This is a genomic window from Cryobacterium sp. PH29-G1 (assembly GCF_030063365.1).
GTDB lineage: Bacteria > Actinomycetota > Actinomycetes > Actinomycetales > Microbacteriaceae > Cryobacterium.
Genome location: NZ_JASISY010000006.1, coordinates 60,027 through 76,594 on the forward strand (window position 1 = coordinate 60,027; position 16,568 = coordinate 76,594).

Annotated in this window: 16 protein-coding genes; 13 read left to right on the plus strand and 3 right to left on the minus strand. The window is 60.9% G+C overall.

Annotated elements, in window-relative coordinates; translation table 11 throughout:
- Positions 1–26: 26 nt before the first annotated feature.
- The 11 genes from QMK22_RS09800 to QMK22_RS09850 all read left to right on the plus strand — a co-directional run bounded on the left by QMK22_RS09800 (position 27) and on the right by QMK22_RS09850 (position 9,905).
- Positions 27–1,283, plus strand: coding sequence for an MFS transporter (locus QMK22_RS09800; protein WP_283497453.1), 1,257 nt, complete (start codon positions 27–29; stop codon positions 1,281–1,283).
- A 77-nt stretch (positions 1,284–1,360) separates the two neighbouring features.
- Positions 1,361–3,070, plus strand: coding sequence for a dihydroxy-acid dehydratase (locus QMK22_RS09805; protein ID WP_283497454.1), 1,710 nt, complete (start codon positions 1,361–1,363; stop codon positions 3,068–3,070).
- The gene (locus tag QMK22_RS09810; protein WP_283497455.1) at positions 3,067–3,789 is read left to right on the plus strand and encodes an SDR family NAD(P)-dependent oxidoreductase; all 723 of its coding nucleotides are present in this window, start codon (positions 3,067–3,069) and stop codon (positions 3,787–3,789) included. The genes QMK22_RS09805 and QMK22_RS09810 overlap by 4 nt, the downstream gene beginning before the upstream one ends.
- Positions 3,786–4,502, plus strand: coding sequence for a GntR family transcriptional regulator (locus QMK22_RS09815; RefSeq protein WP_283497456.1), 717 nt, complete (start codon positions 3,786–3,788; stop codon positions 4,500–4,502). Before QMK22_RS09810 ends, QMK22_RS09815 begins: the two co-directional genes overlap by 4 nt.
- Before the next feature lie 11 nt (positions 4,503–4,513).
- On the plus strand, positions 4,514–5,290 hold the full coding sequence (locus QMK22_RS09820) for an SDR family oxidoreductase (protein WP_283497457.1): 777 nt from the start codon (positions 4,514–4,516) through the stop codon (positions 5,288–5,290).
- A gap of 168 nt (positions 5,291–5,458) precedes the next feature.
- The gene (locus QMK22_RS09825; protein WP_283497595.1) at positions 5,459–6,238 is read left to right on the plus strand and encodes an amino acid ABC transporter ATP-binding protein; all 780 of its coding nucleotides are present in this window, start codon (positions 5,459–5,461) and stop codon (positions 6,236–6,238) included.
- A complete protein-coding gene (locus QMK22_RS09830; RefSeq protein WP_283497458.1) occupies positions 6,238–6,873 on the plus strand; it encodes an amino acid ABC transporter permease in 636 nt (211 codons plus the stop codon). The genes QMK22_RS09825 and QMK22_RS09830 overlap by 1 nt, the downstream gene beginning before the upstream one ends.
- The gene (locus QMK22_RS09835) at positions 6,873–7,598 is read left to right on the plus strand and encodes an amino acid ABC transporter permease (RefSeq protein WP_283497459.1); all 726 of its coding nucleotides are present in this window, start codon (positions 6,873–6,875) and stop codon (positions 7,596–7,598) included. Before QMK22_RS09830 ends, QMK22_RS09835 begins: the two co-directional genes overlap by 1 nt.
- Positions 7,599–7,658: 60 nt before the next feature.
- Positions 7,659–8,510, plus strand: a complete 852-nt coding sequence (locus QMK22_RS09840) for a substrate-binding periplasmic protein (protein WP_283497460.1) — start codon at positions 7,659–7,661, stop codon at positions 8,508–8,510.
- Between the two features lie 120 nt (positions 8,511–8,630).
- Positions 8,631–8,963: a hypothetical protein gene (locus tag QMK22_RS09845; protein WP_283497461.1), complete on the plus strand. Its 333-nt coding sequence runs from the start codon at positions 8,631–8,633 to the stop codon at positions 8,961–8,963.
- A 33-nt stretch (positions 8,964–8,996) separates the two neighbouring features.
- Positions 8,997–9,905 carry an NAD(P)-dependent oxidoreductase gene (locus QMK22_RS09850; protein WP_283497462.1) on the plus strand — a complete coding sequence of 303 codons (909 nt, stop codon included), beginning with the start codon at positions 8,997–8,999 and terminating at the stop codon, positions 9,903–9,905.
- Between the two features lie 18 nt (positions 9,906–9,923).
- On the opposite strand, the gene cycA is transcribed toward QMK22_RS09850, so the two are convergent.
- The gene (cycA, locus tag QMK22_RS09855) at positions 9,924–11,402 is read right to left on the minus strand and encodes a D-serine/D-alanine/glycine transporter (RefSeq protein WP_502857449.1); all 1,479 of its coding nucleotides are present in this window, start codon (positions 11,400–11,402) and stop codon (positions 9,924–9,926) included.
- A gap of 110 nt (positions 11,403–11,512) precedes the next feature.
- Entirely contained in the window at positions 11,513–12,649 is a 1,137-nt protein-coding gene (gene ald, locus QMK22_RS09860) for an alanine dehydrogenase (protein ID WP_283497464.1), read from the minus strand.
- A 304-nt stretch (positions 12,650–12,953) separates the two neighbouring features.
- On the opposite strand from ald, the gene QMK22_RS09865 reads away from it, so the two are divergent.
- Positions 12,954–14,159 (plus strand): PucR family transcriptional regulator, encoded by a 1,206-nt coding sequence (locus tag QMK22_RS09865; protein ID WP_283497465.1) that lies wholly within the window; start codon positions 12,954–12,956, stop codon positions 14,157–14,159.
- Here QMK22_RS09865 and alr read toward each other — a convergent pair.
- Complete coding sequence (gene alr, locus QMK22_RS09870; RefSeq protein WP_283497596.1) at positions 14,156–15,319, minus strand: alanine racemase; 1,164 nt, start codon at positions 15,317–15,319, stop codon at positions 14,156–14,158. The genes QMK22_RS09865 and alr overlap by 4 nt on opposite strands.
- 136 nt (positions 15,320–15,455) lie before the next feature.
- Between alr and QMK22_RS09875 the strand changes: the two genes are divergently transcribed.
- Positions 15,456–16,469, plus strand: a complete 1,014-nt coding sequence (locus QMK22_RS09875) for a LysR family transcriptional regulator (RefSeq protein ID WP_283497466.1) — start codon at positions 15,456–15,458, stop codon at positions 16,467–16,469.
- Positions 16,470–16,568: the final 99 nt, after the last annotated feature.

The following is a 16,568-nucleotide window of genomic DNA, read 5'->3' on the forward strand; positions in this document are numbered from 1 at the left end:
GCTGTGCTGCCCCGATGGTCTGAGCGTTGGCCTTTACCCAGAGATTCGCGACCAGGCGCGACCACGTCATCATCGGTTTAGGTGTTGGGCAGATCCTTTCCTGGGGTTCGACCTTTTACCTGCTGGCTGTTCTGGCCGCTCCCATCGCCGCCGATACCGGATGGTCCGGTTCCCTGGTCGTTTCAGGCGTTTCGGTGGGACTGGTGATAGCGGGTCTGGGCTCGCCACGCGTTGGTGCCCTGGTTGCGAACGATCATGGGCGCACGGTTCTGATCGTCAGTGCGCTGCTGCTCGCACTCGGTCTGACAGTGCTCGGTTTGGCCCCCGATCAGTGGTGGTACCTCGGTGCCTGGATGATTCTGGGTTTGGGCATGAGTGGTGGCCTCTATAGTGGGGCGTTTGCGGTTCTCGGGCACACCTATGGGTCCTCCGCGCGCTCGGCTATTACGCTCCTGACCCTGTTCGGAGGGTTCGCCAGCACCATCTGCTGGCCCCTGAGTGCCTTGCTGGTCAACGAGGTCGGATGGCGATGGACGGCTCTGGCCTATGCGTGCGCACACCTTCTCGTGACTGCACCTCTCTATGCGCTTACGGTTCCGCGTCAACCCATTGTGCCCACGTCCGCTCGTGATGCCGGCGATGTACCCCAGGGTTCGCTTCCGAGCACGGCCCCGCGCTGGTTGGTAATTCTTCTGGTTGCCACTGTGTCTACCGTGGGAACATCCATCACAGCACTGATGTCGGTGCATATGTTCTCCTTGCTTGCCGGCATTGGAATCGCCGGAGCGGCAGCCATCGTGTTGGCCACAATGATTGGTCCTTCCCAAGTGGGTGCACGGTTTGTCGAATTGACCATCGGTCGACGGCACCACCCGCTGTGGACGCTATTGACCGCGACCTTCGCCATGGCAGTGGCCCTCAGTTTTCTCGGCTTCGGGTTGCTGGTACCCACGATTCTGATCATTGTGTACGGGGTCGGAATTGGTCTGGCGTCGATTGCCAACGGGACCGTGGCGCTGTCGCTCTTTGGTCAAACCCAGTACGCGCGCATCATGGGACGTATCGCTCTGCCTTCCCTCCTAGCCCAGGCGGCCGCTCCCATACTCGGTTCGATACTCATCCAAAACCTGGGGTACCGAGAGACACTGATTGTTTTGGGTTTCGTAGCGTTGCTGGCCTTTGGACTGGCGCTCTGGCTGGTGTTTCTTCTCCGGAGTGGGCGTAAAACGGCGATCGCCACGACAACCGGCGAATCATCCGCTCTGGGTGCGTTTCCGGCGTAGGACAACTATCTGCCGCCCCCGCTAGCGATATATCTGTGAGATACTAATCGAACTCGTTCAACGAAGTTCGGAGACAGATGTCACAGCGCGATTTGCACCAGGGCGGCGGATCGCTCTTCCGTGACGACGGCCAAGACGGGCTCTTGCATCGAGCGTTCCTCAGAGCCGAGGGTTTCACCGCCGCGGAGGTGCGTCGAACCCCGGTCATCGGCATCGCAAACAGTGCAAGTGAACTGAACCCCTGCAACGCGGGGTTACGAGCCCTCGTTGAATTTGTCAAAGAGGGTATACGAGAAGCCGGGGGACTGCCCCTGGAATTTCCGACGATTTCGATCTCGGAACCGTTTACCCGCCCAACAAGTTTGTACTTGCGCAACTTGATGTCCATGGACGTTGAAGAGATGGTTTCCAGCTCGCCCATCGATGGCGTCGTGCTGCTCGGCGGTTGTGACAAGACTGTTCCGGCGCAGATCATGGGGGCGATCAGTGCGAACAAGCCCGCAATGATGCTGGTCGCTGGTCACCGCCCGATCTCCTGTTTCAAGAAGAACAAACAATTCACCGTTGATGATGTCTGGCCGGTGTGCGAGCAGCGCCGCGTCGGTGAGGTGAATGATGCCGACTGGCTTGAGCTTGAAGGCCAGGTGAATATCGGAGTGGGAACCTGCAACGTCATGGGTACGGCCACAACCATGGCCGCCGCTGCAGAGATGCTCGGGTTTGCCCTGCCCGGTTCTACCCTGCAAGCCGCCGGCAGCCCGGCGCGCAATGAATTGGCTCGGGCGGTGGGTCGACAGATCGTGGCCAACGTGAACGCGAACTTACTCCCACGGGACCTGATTACGTCGGCTTCGCTGGAGAACGCCTTTCGAGTCGTTTCGGCCATCGGCGGCAGCACCAACGCAGTCATCCACCTTGAGGCCATCGCCGGTCGCGCCGGGCTCTCTATCGGAACGGACTCGTTCGAGGCGTGGTCGTCGACGACGCCCTACGTGGCCAATGTTCGCCCCGGCGGAGCGATGCTCCTATCCGATTTGGATGAGGCGGGCGGTATCCCGGCGATCGTGAATCGAATCCGCGAGTTGATCCACACCGGTTCTGTGACCGCGACCGGACGGAGTTGGGAGGACGAGCTGAACAACTTCGAGTTCGTGGAACATCCGTCTATTGCTCCCGTTGGCGCCCCACTCTCCGAGCGTGGTGCTTTGGTCATGCTTCGGGGAAATCTGGCTCCGCGCGGCGCGGTCTTCAAAGCCGCGGGTGCACATGATCTGGCCTTGCAGCATCACCGAGGCCGCGCCGTCGTTTTTGATGGCATCGACGACTTGAACACCAGAATCGACGACCCAAACCTCGAGGTCGATAAGGACAGCGTGCTGGTTCTACGCGGCATGGGAGTTCTGGGAGCACCCGGCATGCCCGAGGTCGGGCACATCCCCATCCCCGCCAAACTCGTCCGAGAAGGGGTCCGAGACATGGTCAGGCTCTCCGACGCGCGGATGAGCGGAACGTCGACGGGAACCGTGGTCGTGCACATTACGCCCGAAGCCGTCGCTGGGGGACCGCTCGGGTTGCTGCGCACCGGCGATGAGATCGAGCTTGACGTCGACAGCGGAATCATCCGTCACTTCCTCGACGATTCCGAGTTGGCGTCTCGCACACCGCTCGCCAACCCCAGCACCGCCCGACGAGGTTTTGCCTGGTTGCACCAGCAGCATGTTCTGCAGGCGGATGGGGGCTGCGACTTCGACTTCTTGCGGGAACAAATGAAGGGGGAGCTGGCATGAACGATCAGGTCGCAATAGTCACCGGCTCGTCGAGCGGAATCGGCAAGGCGATAGCCACGCGATTGTCCCGCGAAGGCTGGAGGGTTGTCTTGAATGGTTACCATTCGCAAACCGAAGGTCAGTTGCTATCCGCTGAGTTGAGTGGATCCGTTTACATCGATGCGGACGTCAGTACTGCCGACGGCGCGAATAGCCTCGTTTCGAAGACCATCGACGAATTTGGTCGACTGGATGTCTTGATCAACAATGCGGGGATCGCTCGCCAGATACCGCATTCCGATTTGGATGCCGTCGACGATGAATTCTGGGATCAAGTGATGGCGGTCAATCTGAAGGGTCCGTGGAATATGTCCAAAGCGGCTCGTCCGCACCTCGTCGCGACCCGCGGTCAGATCATCAACACAGCTTCTTTGGCCGGTCTCAAGGCGGCCGGCAGCTCGATCCCGTATGCCATCAGCAAAGCCGGCGTCATTCATCTGACCCAGTTGCTGGCTAAGGCACTCGGACCCGATATCCGCGTCAATGCCGTGGCTCCCGGGTATATCGATACGCCGCTAACCCGAGACTGGCATCCGCTACGAGAGTTCATGGAAGAGAACACTCCGGCCAGACGGCTGGGGGTTCCGGAGGATGTTGCCGAGGTGGTGCACGGCCTGTTATCGATGCGCTACGTGACCGGCACCACGATTCCCATCGATGGAGGGGCTCACCTACTATGAGCGACCGAACCGTAATACCGCTGCCAGAGGCAGATTCCATTAGCTCGCAAACTCGCCAGTCGCAGTCGGAACGTCTACGAAAGCTGTTTTGGGAACAGATCCTTCGAGGCGAACTGCGACCCGGCGAAATCGTGATCGAGTCTGAATTGGCGCGCAAGCACGATGTGTCCAAAACCCCGGTGCGAGAGGCGCTGCAAAACCTCGCGATGGAGGGTCTCGTTACGGTGCTGCCGAGGAAGGGCTACTTGATTCGTGGCCTGAGCTTCTCCGATATTCACGAGGTCATGGATCTGCGACTCATTTTGGAGCCTCGCCTGCTCCGGGTCGTCGCAGCGAACCCCCCACCCGGGACCGTGGCTGAACTGCGTGACATCCTGACGGAGCAGTTTCGAGAGGGCGCAACCCTCGACGAGCAGCTCGACGCCGCGAGCAACTTTCATCTCGCCTGTATGCGGGCATCTAGAAGCACCCGCGCGGTGTCGATAGTGCGCATGCTCACCTATGAAATCGAACGCCTCCACTACTTGTTTCCAGCGGTCGCTCGACACGTCTCGTCGGAAACAGAGTACGACGCACACAGCGGGATTATCGCTGCCATCGCGGCCGGAGATCCTGATGAAGCCGAGAAGCAAATGCAAGAGCATCTCCAGGAATCCAACATTGCCATGGTTCGGGCCTTCTCCGAACCAGGAGCAACAACAAGTACATTCTGAGGGAAAGTGCCATGACAAATAGAAACCTTACCGACGGAACACACAGCGCTCCCGTCGCCGTGGTGACCGGAGCGGGCTCCGGAATTGGCCGTGCGGTGGCGGAAGCCATGTTGAGCGCCGGCTACCGTGTAGCGCTGGCCGGTCGCCGCGAGGCGCCCCTGCGTGAAACGGCTGGTGCAAACGCCAATGCCCTGGTTGTACCCACCGACGTCACCGTCGCTGACGAGGTCAAACGGTTGTTTGATCGAACCGTCGAAGAATGGGGGCGGGTAGATGTGTTGTTCAATAACGCCGGCATACCCGGCCCCGCCGTTTCCGTGGACGACCTCAATGAGGCTGATTGGGATGCCGTGGTTGCGGTGAACCTCAGTGCCGCCATGTTGTGTGCCAGAGAAGCGGTGCGCACGATGAAACGGCAGACTCCGCAGGGCGGACGCATTATCAACAATGGCTCCATCGCCGCGCACTCACCGCGACCACAATCTGTGGCATACGCGACAACGAAGCACGCGATCACTGGATTGACCAAGTCGATCGAACTCGACGGACGCAAGTTTCAGATCAGTTGCGGTCAGATTGACATTGGCAATACTGCAACCCAAATAGCCACGGTGCTGGCAACGGGTTCGGGCGCCAAGCAGGCCGATGGGAGCACGATGCGGGAGCCGGTTTTTCCGGTAGAAGACGCGGCACGGGCCGTTCTGTTCATGGCAGACCTGCCCGCGTCGTCGAATGTGTTGTCCATGGTGATCACTGCTGCCGGCATGCCGTTCGTTGGGCGTGGCTGAGCACTCAGGCGGCACTTTCGGGTGGCAAAGAATCATTCCGGTATCGGTCGATTCCTTGCCAAAGGAAGACAGGCACGATAATGTGAGAACATATTCCTCTCATATATGACATGAATATCTGATTATAAATTGGCAGCGCGGCCAACACGAAGGATGCGGTACTTGACGATGAAAACGCCGAATAACGGACCGAGCGAGGTTCTGCTTGCCGCTCAAGGAATTCGCAAGTCCTATGGGCATCTAGAAATACTTCGAGGCATCGACCTCAATTTGGGTACTGGCGAGCATGTGTCCATCATCGGACCGAGTGGCTCGGGTAAGAGCACACTGATCCGTTGCCTGAACTTTCTCGAAATGCCCGATGGGGGATCGATTGACTTCGGCGGAAAGCGAATCTGGGATGAAAAGTCTCCCATCAAGGAAGCGGACAGCCGCGCCCACCGCACCAAGGTCGGCATGGTTTTCCAGTCCTTCAATCTTTTTGCGACTCACACCGCTCTTCAGAATGTGAGCATCGCACAAGTGCACACGCTGGGCCGGTCGCGAAAAGCGGCCGACGACCGCTCACGCGAATTGCTCGATCAGGTGGGATTGTCCGAACACCTCGACAAGCATCCTGGTCAGCTCTCGGGTGGGCAGCAGCAACGCGTAGCCATCGCGCGCGCTCTGGCGATGGACCCCGAGATCATGCTCTTTGACGAACCCACTTCAGCGATCGATCCAGAAATGCGCGTGGAGGTGCTGCGGGTTATGAAGGACCTCGCCAACGGCGGAATGACCATGATTTCGGTGACGCACGAATTCAATTTCGCCCGCGATGCCGCGGACCGCGTTCTCTTTTTGGCGGGCGGCCTCATTGTCGAAGAGGGGACGCCAGACGAGATCTTCAGCGCACCCAAGCAAGAACGAACTCAGCAGTTCGTCAATGCCGTGAGCGGAATCGTCTAATGGATCTCGCGTACCTGATGCAGGGGCTGAAAGGCACTCTTCTTATCTGGGTAGGCTCACTCGCTTTGGCGGTTCTGCTCGGTGTGGTCGTCGCCGCTGGGCGCCGATCGCACAGCACGTGGGTGCGTTCGATCGTTCGGGTGTGGGTCGCCATCGTGCGGGGCATTCCACCCTTGGTCTGGATGCTCCTGCTGTTCTTCGGCCTCGGCTGGGGTCTTCTGGGCGATTCGCCGATTTTTGCGGCCGTGGTCGCGCTGGGGCTCATCAACTCCGCCTATATCGGTGACAGCATCAACGCCGGACTCAGCGCCGTGCCACGAGGACAGTGGGAAGCCTGTCAGGCCATGGCGTTGCCCAAGCGGGTGGCGTACCTGCGGGTAATCCTCCCGCAGGCATTCCCCATCATGTTGGCCTCGAGCACCGCCTACGCGATCTCTCTCTTGAAGAACACCGCAATTGCCTCCATCATCGGGGCCAACGAGATGGTCTTCTACGCCTATAACACCGTGCAGCTCGGCGCCGACGCGCTCACCAGCTTCTTTGTGATCGGACTCGTCTATCTTGCCTTCAGCGTTCCCATTGGTTTTCTTGCCCGGTGGATTGAAGGCCGTTCAGTGATTGCGCAGGTGCGCTGATGGATTACATCGTTGAGTCTCTGACGAGGCTTCTTCCTGGCCTTCTCACCAGCGTTCAAATGACCGTGGTGAGCGTGGCAATCGGCATGGTTCTGGGCTTTCTCGGTGGTCTACTCCTGAATAACCGTCACCGCGGAGTGCGTTATCCCGTCATTGCACTCGTCGAGGTGCTGCGTGGTTTTCCCGCCCTGCTGACTCTGTATTTCGTCTATTTCGGACTGCCCAAACTGGATGTCGTTCTCGATGGTTTCGTCGCGGTCGTCATCGCCTTCGGATTGACCGTCGCGGCCTATACCGCGGAAATCTTCCGCGCGGCTATCGCCAGTGTTCCGCGGGGTCAACGCGAGGCCGCACTCAGCCTGGGACTTCGTCGAAACAAAACAATCCGACTGATTGTGCTGCCCCACGTCTTGCGCGTCGCCGTACCGCCACTCCTCGGAATTGTCGTCATCGCGTTTCAAGGAACGTCCTTGGCAATTTCGATCGGCCAACTCGAGCTCACCGGAGTGGCGTTGAACTTTGGCATGAGCACCTTTTATCTCCTCCCCGAAATTCTCATGGCCGGAGCGCTCTACCTGATCGTCACGACGCTGCTGACCTGGGTCGAAATCGTCTCCGAACGCCGTGCGCAGCGACTATCCGGTGGTAGCTACCAGGGGTCCGGACGAAAAAGAAGAAGGGGGGTCCCGAAAATTTCTACCGAAGCTCTGCGCACCACCGGCTGACCGCCACCATTCTAGAAAATACCTGCCTGCCCTGCACGACATCACAGAACTGGAAAATCAATGAAGATTTCACAACTGGCTCTTGGCGCATCCGCCACGATCTTCGCCCTCGCATTGACGGGCTGCTCGAGCGAGAGCGGCAGCACTGCTGCACCGGATGCCGATTGCAAGCCCGTATCAGAATTCACCACCGCGAGTGAGGGCGTTATCAAGGCCGCCGGCATGAACGAGATGCCCGGCTTTCTGGGAATTTCGGATCAGGGCCCCTTCGAAGGCTTCAACGCGACGCTCTTTGAGCAGTTCGCGGCCGAGAACTGCCTCACCGTGGACTGGACTCCGTCGACGGGCGCGGGTGCGACGCTCGCCCTGCAGGAGGAAAAAGTCGATATCTTCGTCGGCATCGTTGTGAAGAGCGAAGCGCGTGGCGAGATCTTCAATCAGCCGTCAAGCGAATTGTTTTTTGAGGCAGCGGGAATCCTGTCCGAAGATGGCTGGAGCAGCGTCGGTGATCTGCAGGGGAAGCAGGTTGGCGCCGTCACCGGTTCGACCTATACCACCCCGCTCATGGAGGCGATCGGCGAGGCGAACCTCACGCAGTACCAGTCCTCGGATGCCGCGTACAGCGATTTGAAAGCGGGTCGAATCGACGCCGTAGTGACCCCCAGCGTGCCTCAGGGCTGGTACGTTCACGAAAATCCAGATCTGGGCGTTGTGTCCGAAGTGATTGAAGCCGATGACAACTTTGCCCTGCTGACCCAGCAGTACGAGGTCAACTGGCCCGTGGTCAAGGGCAACGACGGCCTCAGCGACGCCATCAGCGACTTCTACGATCGAATCCACGAGGATGGAAGCCTCGAGAAGATCCTGGGCGAATACGACATCACGGATCCGTTCTACTTCAACGGACGGTAATACGTGCCGGCGCTCGCCCCGCAGCTGCGGAGCGAGCGTTGGCGTGCCCCTGCGCTTTCGACAGGGACAAATGACCGCCGATCTCAACGCTTAGATATTCTCGACACGTCCGGAGCCATGATGAACCGAACAACACAGTTGCGCCGCTATACGCTCAACCCCGAGCACGCTGCAGCTTTTTTCACTTGGTGGCAGGACAAAATCCTGCCCGTGCGTCGCGAATACGGATTCACCATCGAGTTTGCATACTTTGAACGCGAGGGGATGGACTTTGTTTGGGCGGTCAGTCTGGAGGGGGACACCGAGAAATTCATGCAGGTTGAGCACGACTACACCCGATCGAAGGGCCGAATGCTCGCCCTCGATGGTGTGCCCCCGTGGACGACGAACCAGCACATCGCGCTCGTGGATCCAATTGGCTTTCCCGGGCGTGCCGACGACGATGACAACTAGCGTGAGCATGTCGCAACGACGAGGTAGGACCGAATGAAAATCAGAATTTTGCCCTATGACGCTTCGGCGGCATCCGCTGTTGAACGCTCGGGAGCGGAGGTGGCGAACGAAAGCGACCGGGCCGACGGTCTCGTGGCACATTTTGCCTGCTCTGTTTCTGACCTTGTCCAGGCACTCGAGGCAGACAGTTCGATTCGCTGGGTGCAGCTTCCAACGGCGGGCATCGAGAAGTGGACAGACGTCATCGCCGCACACCCCACCCTGCTGTGGACGAGCGCGAAGGGAGCCTACGCCGAACCGGTTGCAGAACATGCGCTCGCCCTGGCCCTCGCGCTGTTGCGCAATTTAAAGGAGCGCTCCCGTGCCACCAGCTGGGGTTCGCCATCGGGTACGAGTCTTCACGGGTGCAATATTGTGCTGCTCGGTGCCGGGGGAGTAGCCGAGGAGACGGCACGCCTGCTGGGGGTATTCCGCACGTCCGTAACCGTCGTGCGGCGTCTGCCCGATCCCGTCGATTGGGCGGCGCGCACGATCTCACTCGATGAGCTCGATGAGGTACTCCCCGAGGCGGACGTGGTGATTGTTGCGGCTGCGCTCACGGGACAGACGCGCGGACTCTTCGATGCGGCACGGCTCGCTCGCTTGAAACCGAGCGCTGTTCTGGTGAATATTGCCCGGGGAGCGTTGGTCGATTCCGATGCACTCGTCGGCGCCTTGTCTCGGGGCGAGCTCGCGGGAGCTGCGCTGGATGTGACGGATCCAGAGCCACTCCCCGATGGACACGCGCTGTGGGGGGAGCCGCTCGCGCTGATCACCCCGCACACTGCCGACACGATGGAGATGATCGTTCCGTTGCTCGCCGAGCGGATCGCTGACAACGTTGCGCGTTTTGGCGACGGTCGCGATCTCGCCGGACGGGTCGACCCCGCTGCGGGCTACTGACAGCGGTAGCGGGTCGAGTTAGTCGACCGATACCTGCGCGCGTCTGGCGTCCCTGTCGGTCTGAACGTTGGCGCGGTGCAGCTCGTGGTGAGCGACCTGCTCCGGACGCCGGCGAATGACGGCCCACACAATGCCCAGCCCGATGAACCACACTGGCGTTACAAGCAGGGCCTGCAAGGTGTCGGTCTTCTGCGTGAGAGCCCAGACCAGGAACGCGAAGAAGGCCAGAACCACGTAACACATGTACACGCCGCCGGGCATTTTGAACTTGGATGCGGCATGCAGTGCGGGGCGGCGCTTGCGGAACACAATGTAGCTCACGAGGATAATCGTCCACACGAAGATGAAGAGCACCGCCGACATGGTGGTGACTACCGTGAACACAGCGATGATCGACGGGTTGGCATAGAGCAGCACCGCGGACACGAGCAGGAACGTGCATGAGAACAGCAGCGCGTTGGCGGGGACCCGGTGTCGCGACAACCGTTGAAAACGGCCGGGCGCTGTGCCCTCCCCGGCAAGGCCGAACATCATTCTCGATGTGGAATATAAGCCGGAGTTAGCGGATGAGGTGGCGCTGGTGAGCACAACGAAGTTGATCACTCCGGCGGCGATGCCGATTCCGGCCAGGGAAAACATGGCCACGAAGGGGCTCGCCTCGGCCGTGACCTCGCGCCAGGGCGTGACGGTCATGATCATGATCAGAGCCACCACGTAGAAGAGCATGATGCGAATGGGGATCGAATTGATGGCCTTGGGCAGGTTCTTCTCGGGGTCTTTCGCCTCTGCAGCAGTGGTTCCGATGAGTTCGAGCCCGACAAAAGCGAACACGGCAATCTGAAAGCCGGCAATGAAACCCATCGGTCCGGTGGGAAACATCCCGCCGTCGTTCCACAGATTGCTGAAGCTGGCCGGGGCCCCGCCGGGCGACTTGAAGTGGGTGATGACCATCACGAGGCCGACGACGATGAGCGTCACGATGGCGACGATTTTGATGAGCGCGAACCAGAATTCGGTCTCGCCGAAGGCCCTGACACTCGTGAGGTTGAGGCCGAGGAGCAGGCCCACCGCGGCGAGGGCAGGAATCCACAGTGGAAGGTCGGGCCACCAAAAGCTGGTGTACAAGGCGATCGCGATGAGTTCAGCGATGCCCGTGACGATCCAACACAGCCAGTAGGTCCAACTGGTGAAGAATCCGGCCCACGGACCGAGCAGGTCGCCGGCAAAATCGCTGAACGTCTTGTATTCCAGATTGGACAGCAGCAGCTCGCCCATGGCCCGCATGACGAAGAACAGCATGAAGCCGATGATCATATAGACGAAAATCACAGAGGGTCCCGCCAGGGCGATGGTCTTGCCCGAGCCCATGAAGAGGCCGGTTCCGATGGCGCCGCCGATGGCGATGAGCTGGATGTGCCGGTTCGACAGCGAGCGTGCGAGGTGCGGCTGCTGCCCGGAGGAGGTTCGAGGGCTAGTGGCGACCGAGGGTGTCTTCATTGACATCGAGGCTTCTTCCTGAGAGAGGGTAATGGAGCGCACGGATGCCGTGGGTCGGCCCAGCTGGTCGACCCAGGCATCCGTTCACGCAGGTTGTGATTCGAACGGATCTAGACGAGCGCGAGCTCGACCTCAGCGACGAGGTCTCTCCAGCTCTCGAGCTCAAGTCCGAGGGCCACGCTCACCGAACGGTTGGCGATCTTTCCTGCCGCAATGTTGAGCCCGCCGGCGAGTGCAGAGTCTCGCTCGAACGCAGCGCGTACGCCGCGGTCGGCGATGGAAAGGGCGTAGGGAAGGGTGACGTTCGTGAGCGCGTTCGTGGACGTGCGGGGCACGGCGCCGGGCATGTTCGCTACGCAGTAGAAGATGGAATCGTGAACGGCGAAAGTCGGGTCTTCGTGGGTGGTGGCGCGTGTGTCGGCGAAACACCCACCCTGGTCAACGGCGATGTCGACCAGGACGCTACCGGGCTTCATGCGGGAGACGAGCTCGTTGGTCACGAGTTTGGGGGCCTTGGCTCCCGGAATGAGTACGGAGCCGATGACGAGGTCGGCCTCGATGACAGCCCGATCAATCTCGAACGCGTTCGAGGCAATGGTTTTGAGACGGCCGGCGTACTGGGCATCGAGTTCACGCAGCCGATCGATGTTGATATCGAGGATGGTGACGTCCGCGCCGAGGCCGATGGCCATGGCTGCGGCGTTCGTTCCGGCCACTCCGGCACCGATCACAGTGACCTTCGCGGCACGCACGCCGGGCACTCCGCCCATCAAGATTCCGGGGCCGCCGGCCGGGCGGCTCAGCGATTGGGCGCCGACCTGAACGGCGAGACGCCCGGCGACCTCGCTCATCGGGGCGAGCAGCGGCAGCGAGCGATCGGCCTTCTGCACCGTCTCGTAGGCGATGGCAGTGACGCCGGATGCCAGCAGCGCGGCGGCGAGCTCAGGCTCGGCGGCGAGGTGCAGGTACGTGAAGAGGATGAGGCCGGTGCGAAAGTGCACGTACTCGGCGGTGATGGGTTCCTTCACCTTGAGTATCATGTCGGCGCTGGCCCACACGTCAACGGCGCTGTGAACGATCGTGGCGCCAGCCGAAGCGTAGTCGGCGTCAGTGAACCCGGATGCGATACCCGCACCAGCCTGCACGAGCACGGTGTGGCCGTGCAGCTTCGCCTCATGAACCCCGGCGGCGGTGATGGCCACTCGGAATTCGTTGTTTTTGACTTCTGTGGGAACTCCAATAATCACGGGAAACTCCAGCTTGTTGTGACGTGGCACTGATCGGCTTTGGTCAGCTAAGAAACCATATGTCGGGTTTTTCACGGTAGTTCGATTCCGCGGGGTCGGCCAACGGATGCCGCGGGTCGGAACCCGGGGATGGCGTGAGCGGAGATTCAGTCGAGATCCCCGTTTTTCCGCAGATGTCGGGCGGGCCCGGTGCAGCCGCGCCCTCGGCGGTACCGACCTCGCGAGCGGATCAAGCTCGACATGTGTAGCGTCAACCCGCTTCGATTGTCGCCTGACGTTCACAGGTATCCATAGACTGAACGCTATGAAAGCGGCCGATATTGATCAGGCGGTGGCGCTTATCGCCGCGCATCTCGGTCGCGCACTTTCTTTGGAAGACCTCGACGGTTTGCTTCTCGCGTATAGCGCGCACCAGGCCACGGCCGACCGGGTGCGCACGAACTTTCTGTTGAGCAAGGTTGTTCCGCCCGACGTCAGTACCTGGCAGCTCAGTCACGGTATCGCCACCGCGGTGAAGCCCGTGCCGGTTCCAGCGAATTCCGATCTGGGAATGTTGGGCCGGGTCTGCGTTCCGCTCCTGGCACGTGGATTTCGTGTGGGGTATCTCTGGGTGCTGCAGCTGGATGATGAGCTCGTGCCGGACGCGATCCTGCAGGAGGTGCGCATAATCCAGCCGGAGATGGACGCACTGGCCGAGATGCTCCTCAGCCGCACGAGCGCGTACTCCGACGGGCGCCGATTGGCGGAAGATCAGCTTCTTGCGGCCTGTCGCGGCGATCGCCACGCTGTGGTGGGTTTGGGCGGCTGGCCGGGAGTGCACGGGCATGGGCCGTGGCGACTTGCCGCACTGGTCACGCGCGGAACGAACCCGTCAAACCCAGAGGAAAGCAGCTTGCTGCATCGACTCTCGGCACTACAAGCCACGCTTGGCATCAACACGGTGCTGTTCTCGGCCGGAACGCAAACGCATGCCGTGCTGCTGTTAGAGGATGCCATTGATGGCATTGACGAAGCGGAGATTCTGCGTCGTTTTGGGCTCGAGATTTCCCGTCGCGCCGGTCTGCCGTCGTCGTCTGCCCTGATGGGCCTGAGTGAACCGCTCTCCGACCTGCGGCTGCTGCCCGGCGCGTATATGGAGGCGCGCAGCGCCGTGCAGGCGGCGTGGGTTGACGCGCAACTGGGCGGGCTGGTGTCGTTTCGCGCGACCGGGGTCTACCAATTTCTGGCCGTGGAAGGCCGAGACATTTCACCCGTCGAGTCCACTCTGTTCTCCCTGTTGCGGGAGCTCGACTGCAACCGGGAGCTGCTGCCGGTACTCGAGCTGCTCTACGACAAAGACGGCTCTGTGGCTCAGGTCGCTCAACAACTGCATCTGCACCGCACGAGCATCTACAACCGGCTGGGGCGCATCCGCTCTCTTCTTGGGGTCAATCCACTTGGCGGCCAGGTTCAGCTCGAGCTACACCTCGCGCTCAAGGCTGACCGCTGGGCGGGCCGCCCCCGTCTCTAGTTCGTGGCGAGGTGCGCGTGCGATGGTGCAGCGTTGCGGTAGACGCGCGGCACTCGGGGACTGACACGGGTGACCACTTCGTAGTTGATGGTACCGGCAGCGGACGCCCAGTCATCAGCAGATGCCTCACCGTCGTCTCCCGGGCCGAACAACACGGCTTCGGCGCCGATCATGCTCGCACCACGGGCCACGAGGTCGGCCTGGCCAAGGTCGATGACCATCTGGTCCATGGCGATTCGCCCCACTACGGGATAGTTGACCCCGTTGACTCGTACCGGGCCGCCGGTCGCGACGCGCGGGATACCATCGGCATAGCCGAGGGGGATGAGCGCGAGTGTCGACGCGGCAGTGGTGTGATACTTCAGCCCGTACGACACGCCACGGTCGGCCGGCACGTCCTTGCACATGGAGATCACCGTGCGCAGTGTCATGGCGGGGCGCAGGCCGAGGCTCGCCGAGGTGCGGCCCTCGAAGGGCGAGAGACCGTAGATGGCGAGTCCGGGACGTACGAGGTCGAAGTGCATATCGGGGCGCGAAAGCACTCCGGCGCTGTTGGCGATGTGGCGGTGGGTGGGGCGGAGACCCGCGGCCTCGGCCTGGGCGACCGCCTCGGTGAAGTCCGCGAGTTGCTCATCAGTCTCTGGGCGTTCGATCTCATCGGCCACGGCCAGGTGCGAGAAAATACCCACCACGCTGACCGCACCGGCCAGTTCGGCTGCCCGGGCCCGGGCCACAAACCCCACCCAGTCCTCAGCAGTCGAACCGTTGCGGCCCAGACCGGTGTCGATTTTCAAGTGGATGCGTGCGGTCGTATCCAACAGGTTTGCAGCCGCCACGATGTGGGGCAGCTCCCACCCGGAGCATCCGAGGTCGATGTCGGCAGCGACGGCCGCGTGAAAATCGCTCTCAATCGTGTGCAGCCACGCCAGCAGTGGGGCGTCGATGCCCGCAGCTCGCAACGGCAACGCTTCGGAAATGTGTGCCACGCCGAGCCAGCCAGCACCGGCGTCGAGTGCAGCGCGGGCCACGGGGAGAACGCCGTGGCCATATGCATCGGCCTTTACCACGGCCATAACCGTGGCTGGGGCGGCGAGTCCGATGAGATGACGAACGTTGTGCCTCACCGCGGCGAGGTCGATGACCGCCGCGCGCTCCGGCATCCGTTCGGTGGACTTGGGACTGGCTGCAGAATTCACACGTTGCAGCCTAGGGGAGAATCTTGGCCGAGGTTTTCCCGGGCTCAGGAGCTCGGGCGGATGCCCTCCTGAACTCATCCAGATCGCCGAATCGTGCAGCATGGCGGTCACCGGAGGCTTCAGTATTAGTCTGTTCGTGCCACAACCATCGGTAAAGTGCAGTGTGCAGCACATTTACTTCTATCGAGGAGAAGATGTGTCCTTTACCCTGCGCCAACTGGAACTGTTCGTCACCCTCGCGGACTATCCCACGCTCAGCGCAGCTGCCGCGGCGCTGCACATCTCTGAATCTGCGCTGTCCAATGCCATCAGCCAGCTCGAACGCGGGCTGGGCGCGCAGTTGTGCGTGCGGAGAAAAGCACGGGGCATGACGCTCACACCCACGGGGCATTTTTTTGCGGCGAAGGCGTCGTCGATCCTGCGGGATGTTCAAGAGCTCAGCAACGATGTCGCGGCGCGCGACGGAAAAACTGTGGGAGAAGTGAGAATCGGTTGTTTCACCACGTTGACTGCGACGGTCCTCCCGCCGATCATGCACCACCTGCCCGAAATCCATCCCGGCGTTCGGATTACGGTTTCGGTGGCTACGCAGGAGGAATTGCTCGATCAGCTCGACAAAGGGCGCTTGGACTTCGCCTTTTTATACGATCAATACCTGCCCGACTATCTGCAGAAGACTCCGATTTATCAGGCAGAGGAGATGGCGCTCCTTTCCGAAGACCACCCTCTCGCTGCGCGCGCTTCGATCACTCTGAAAGAGCTTGAAAATGAGCCGATGGTGCTCTTGGACGCCACTCCGAGCGTGCCGAATATGCGCCATCTCTACGCCGAGCAGGGTTTGACGCCGAACGTCGTCGCGGCGGTTCCTGAGATTGACCTCGTTCGCGCCTTGGTCGGACGCGGCGTGGGCTACGGGGTATTGATGTCACGACCCCAAGGGGTGGAGACGACGATCGATGGGCATCGAATTGTCTTTAAACCGCTACGCCCGCGGCGCCCACGCACCGATGTGGTTGCCGTGTGGCATCAGGATGCTGCTCCCACCCTGCGAGCTCAGGCTGCCATAACGTTTGCTCAGGAGTGGTTTCGTGACCGATCCGTCGTATCTGAGTAATTCGATTAAACCGAACTTATACATAGATCTTTTTCAATTTACTCTTAGTAGTTTGCGTGTGATGCTGGAGCACAAGTTCTCAACACGAAGGAGAGATCC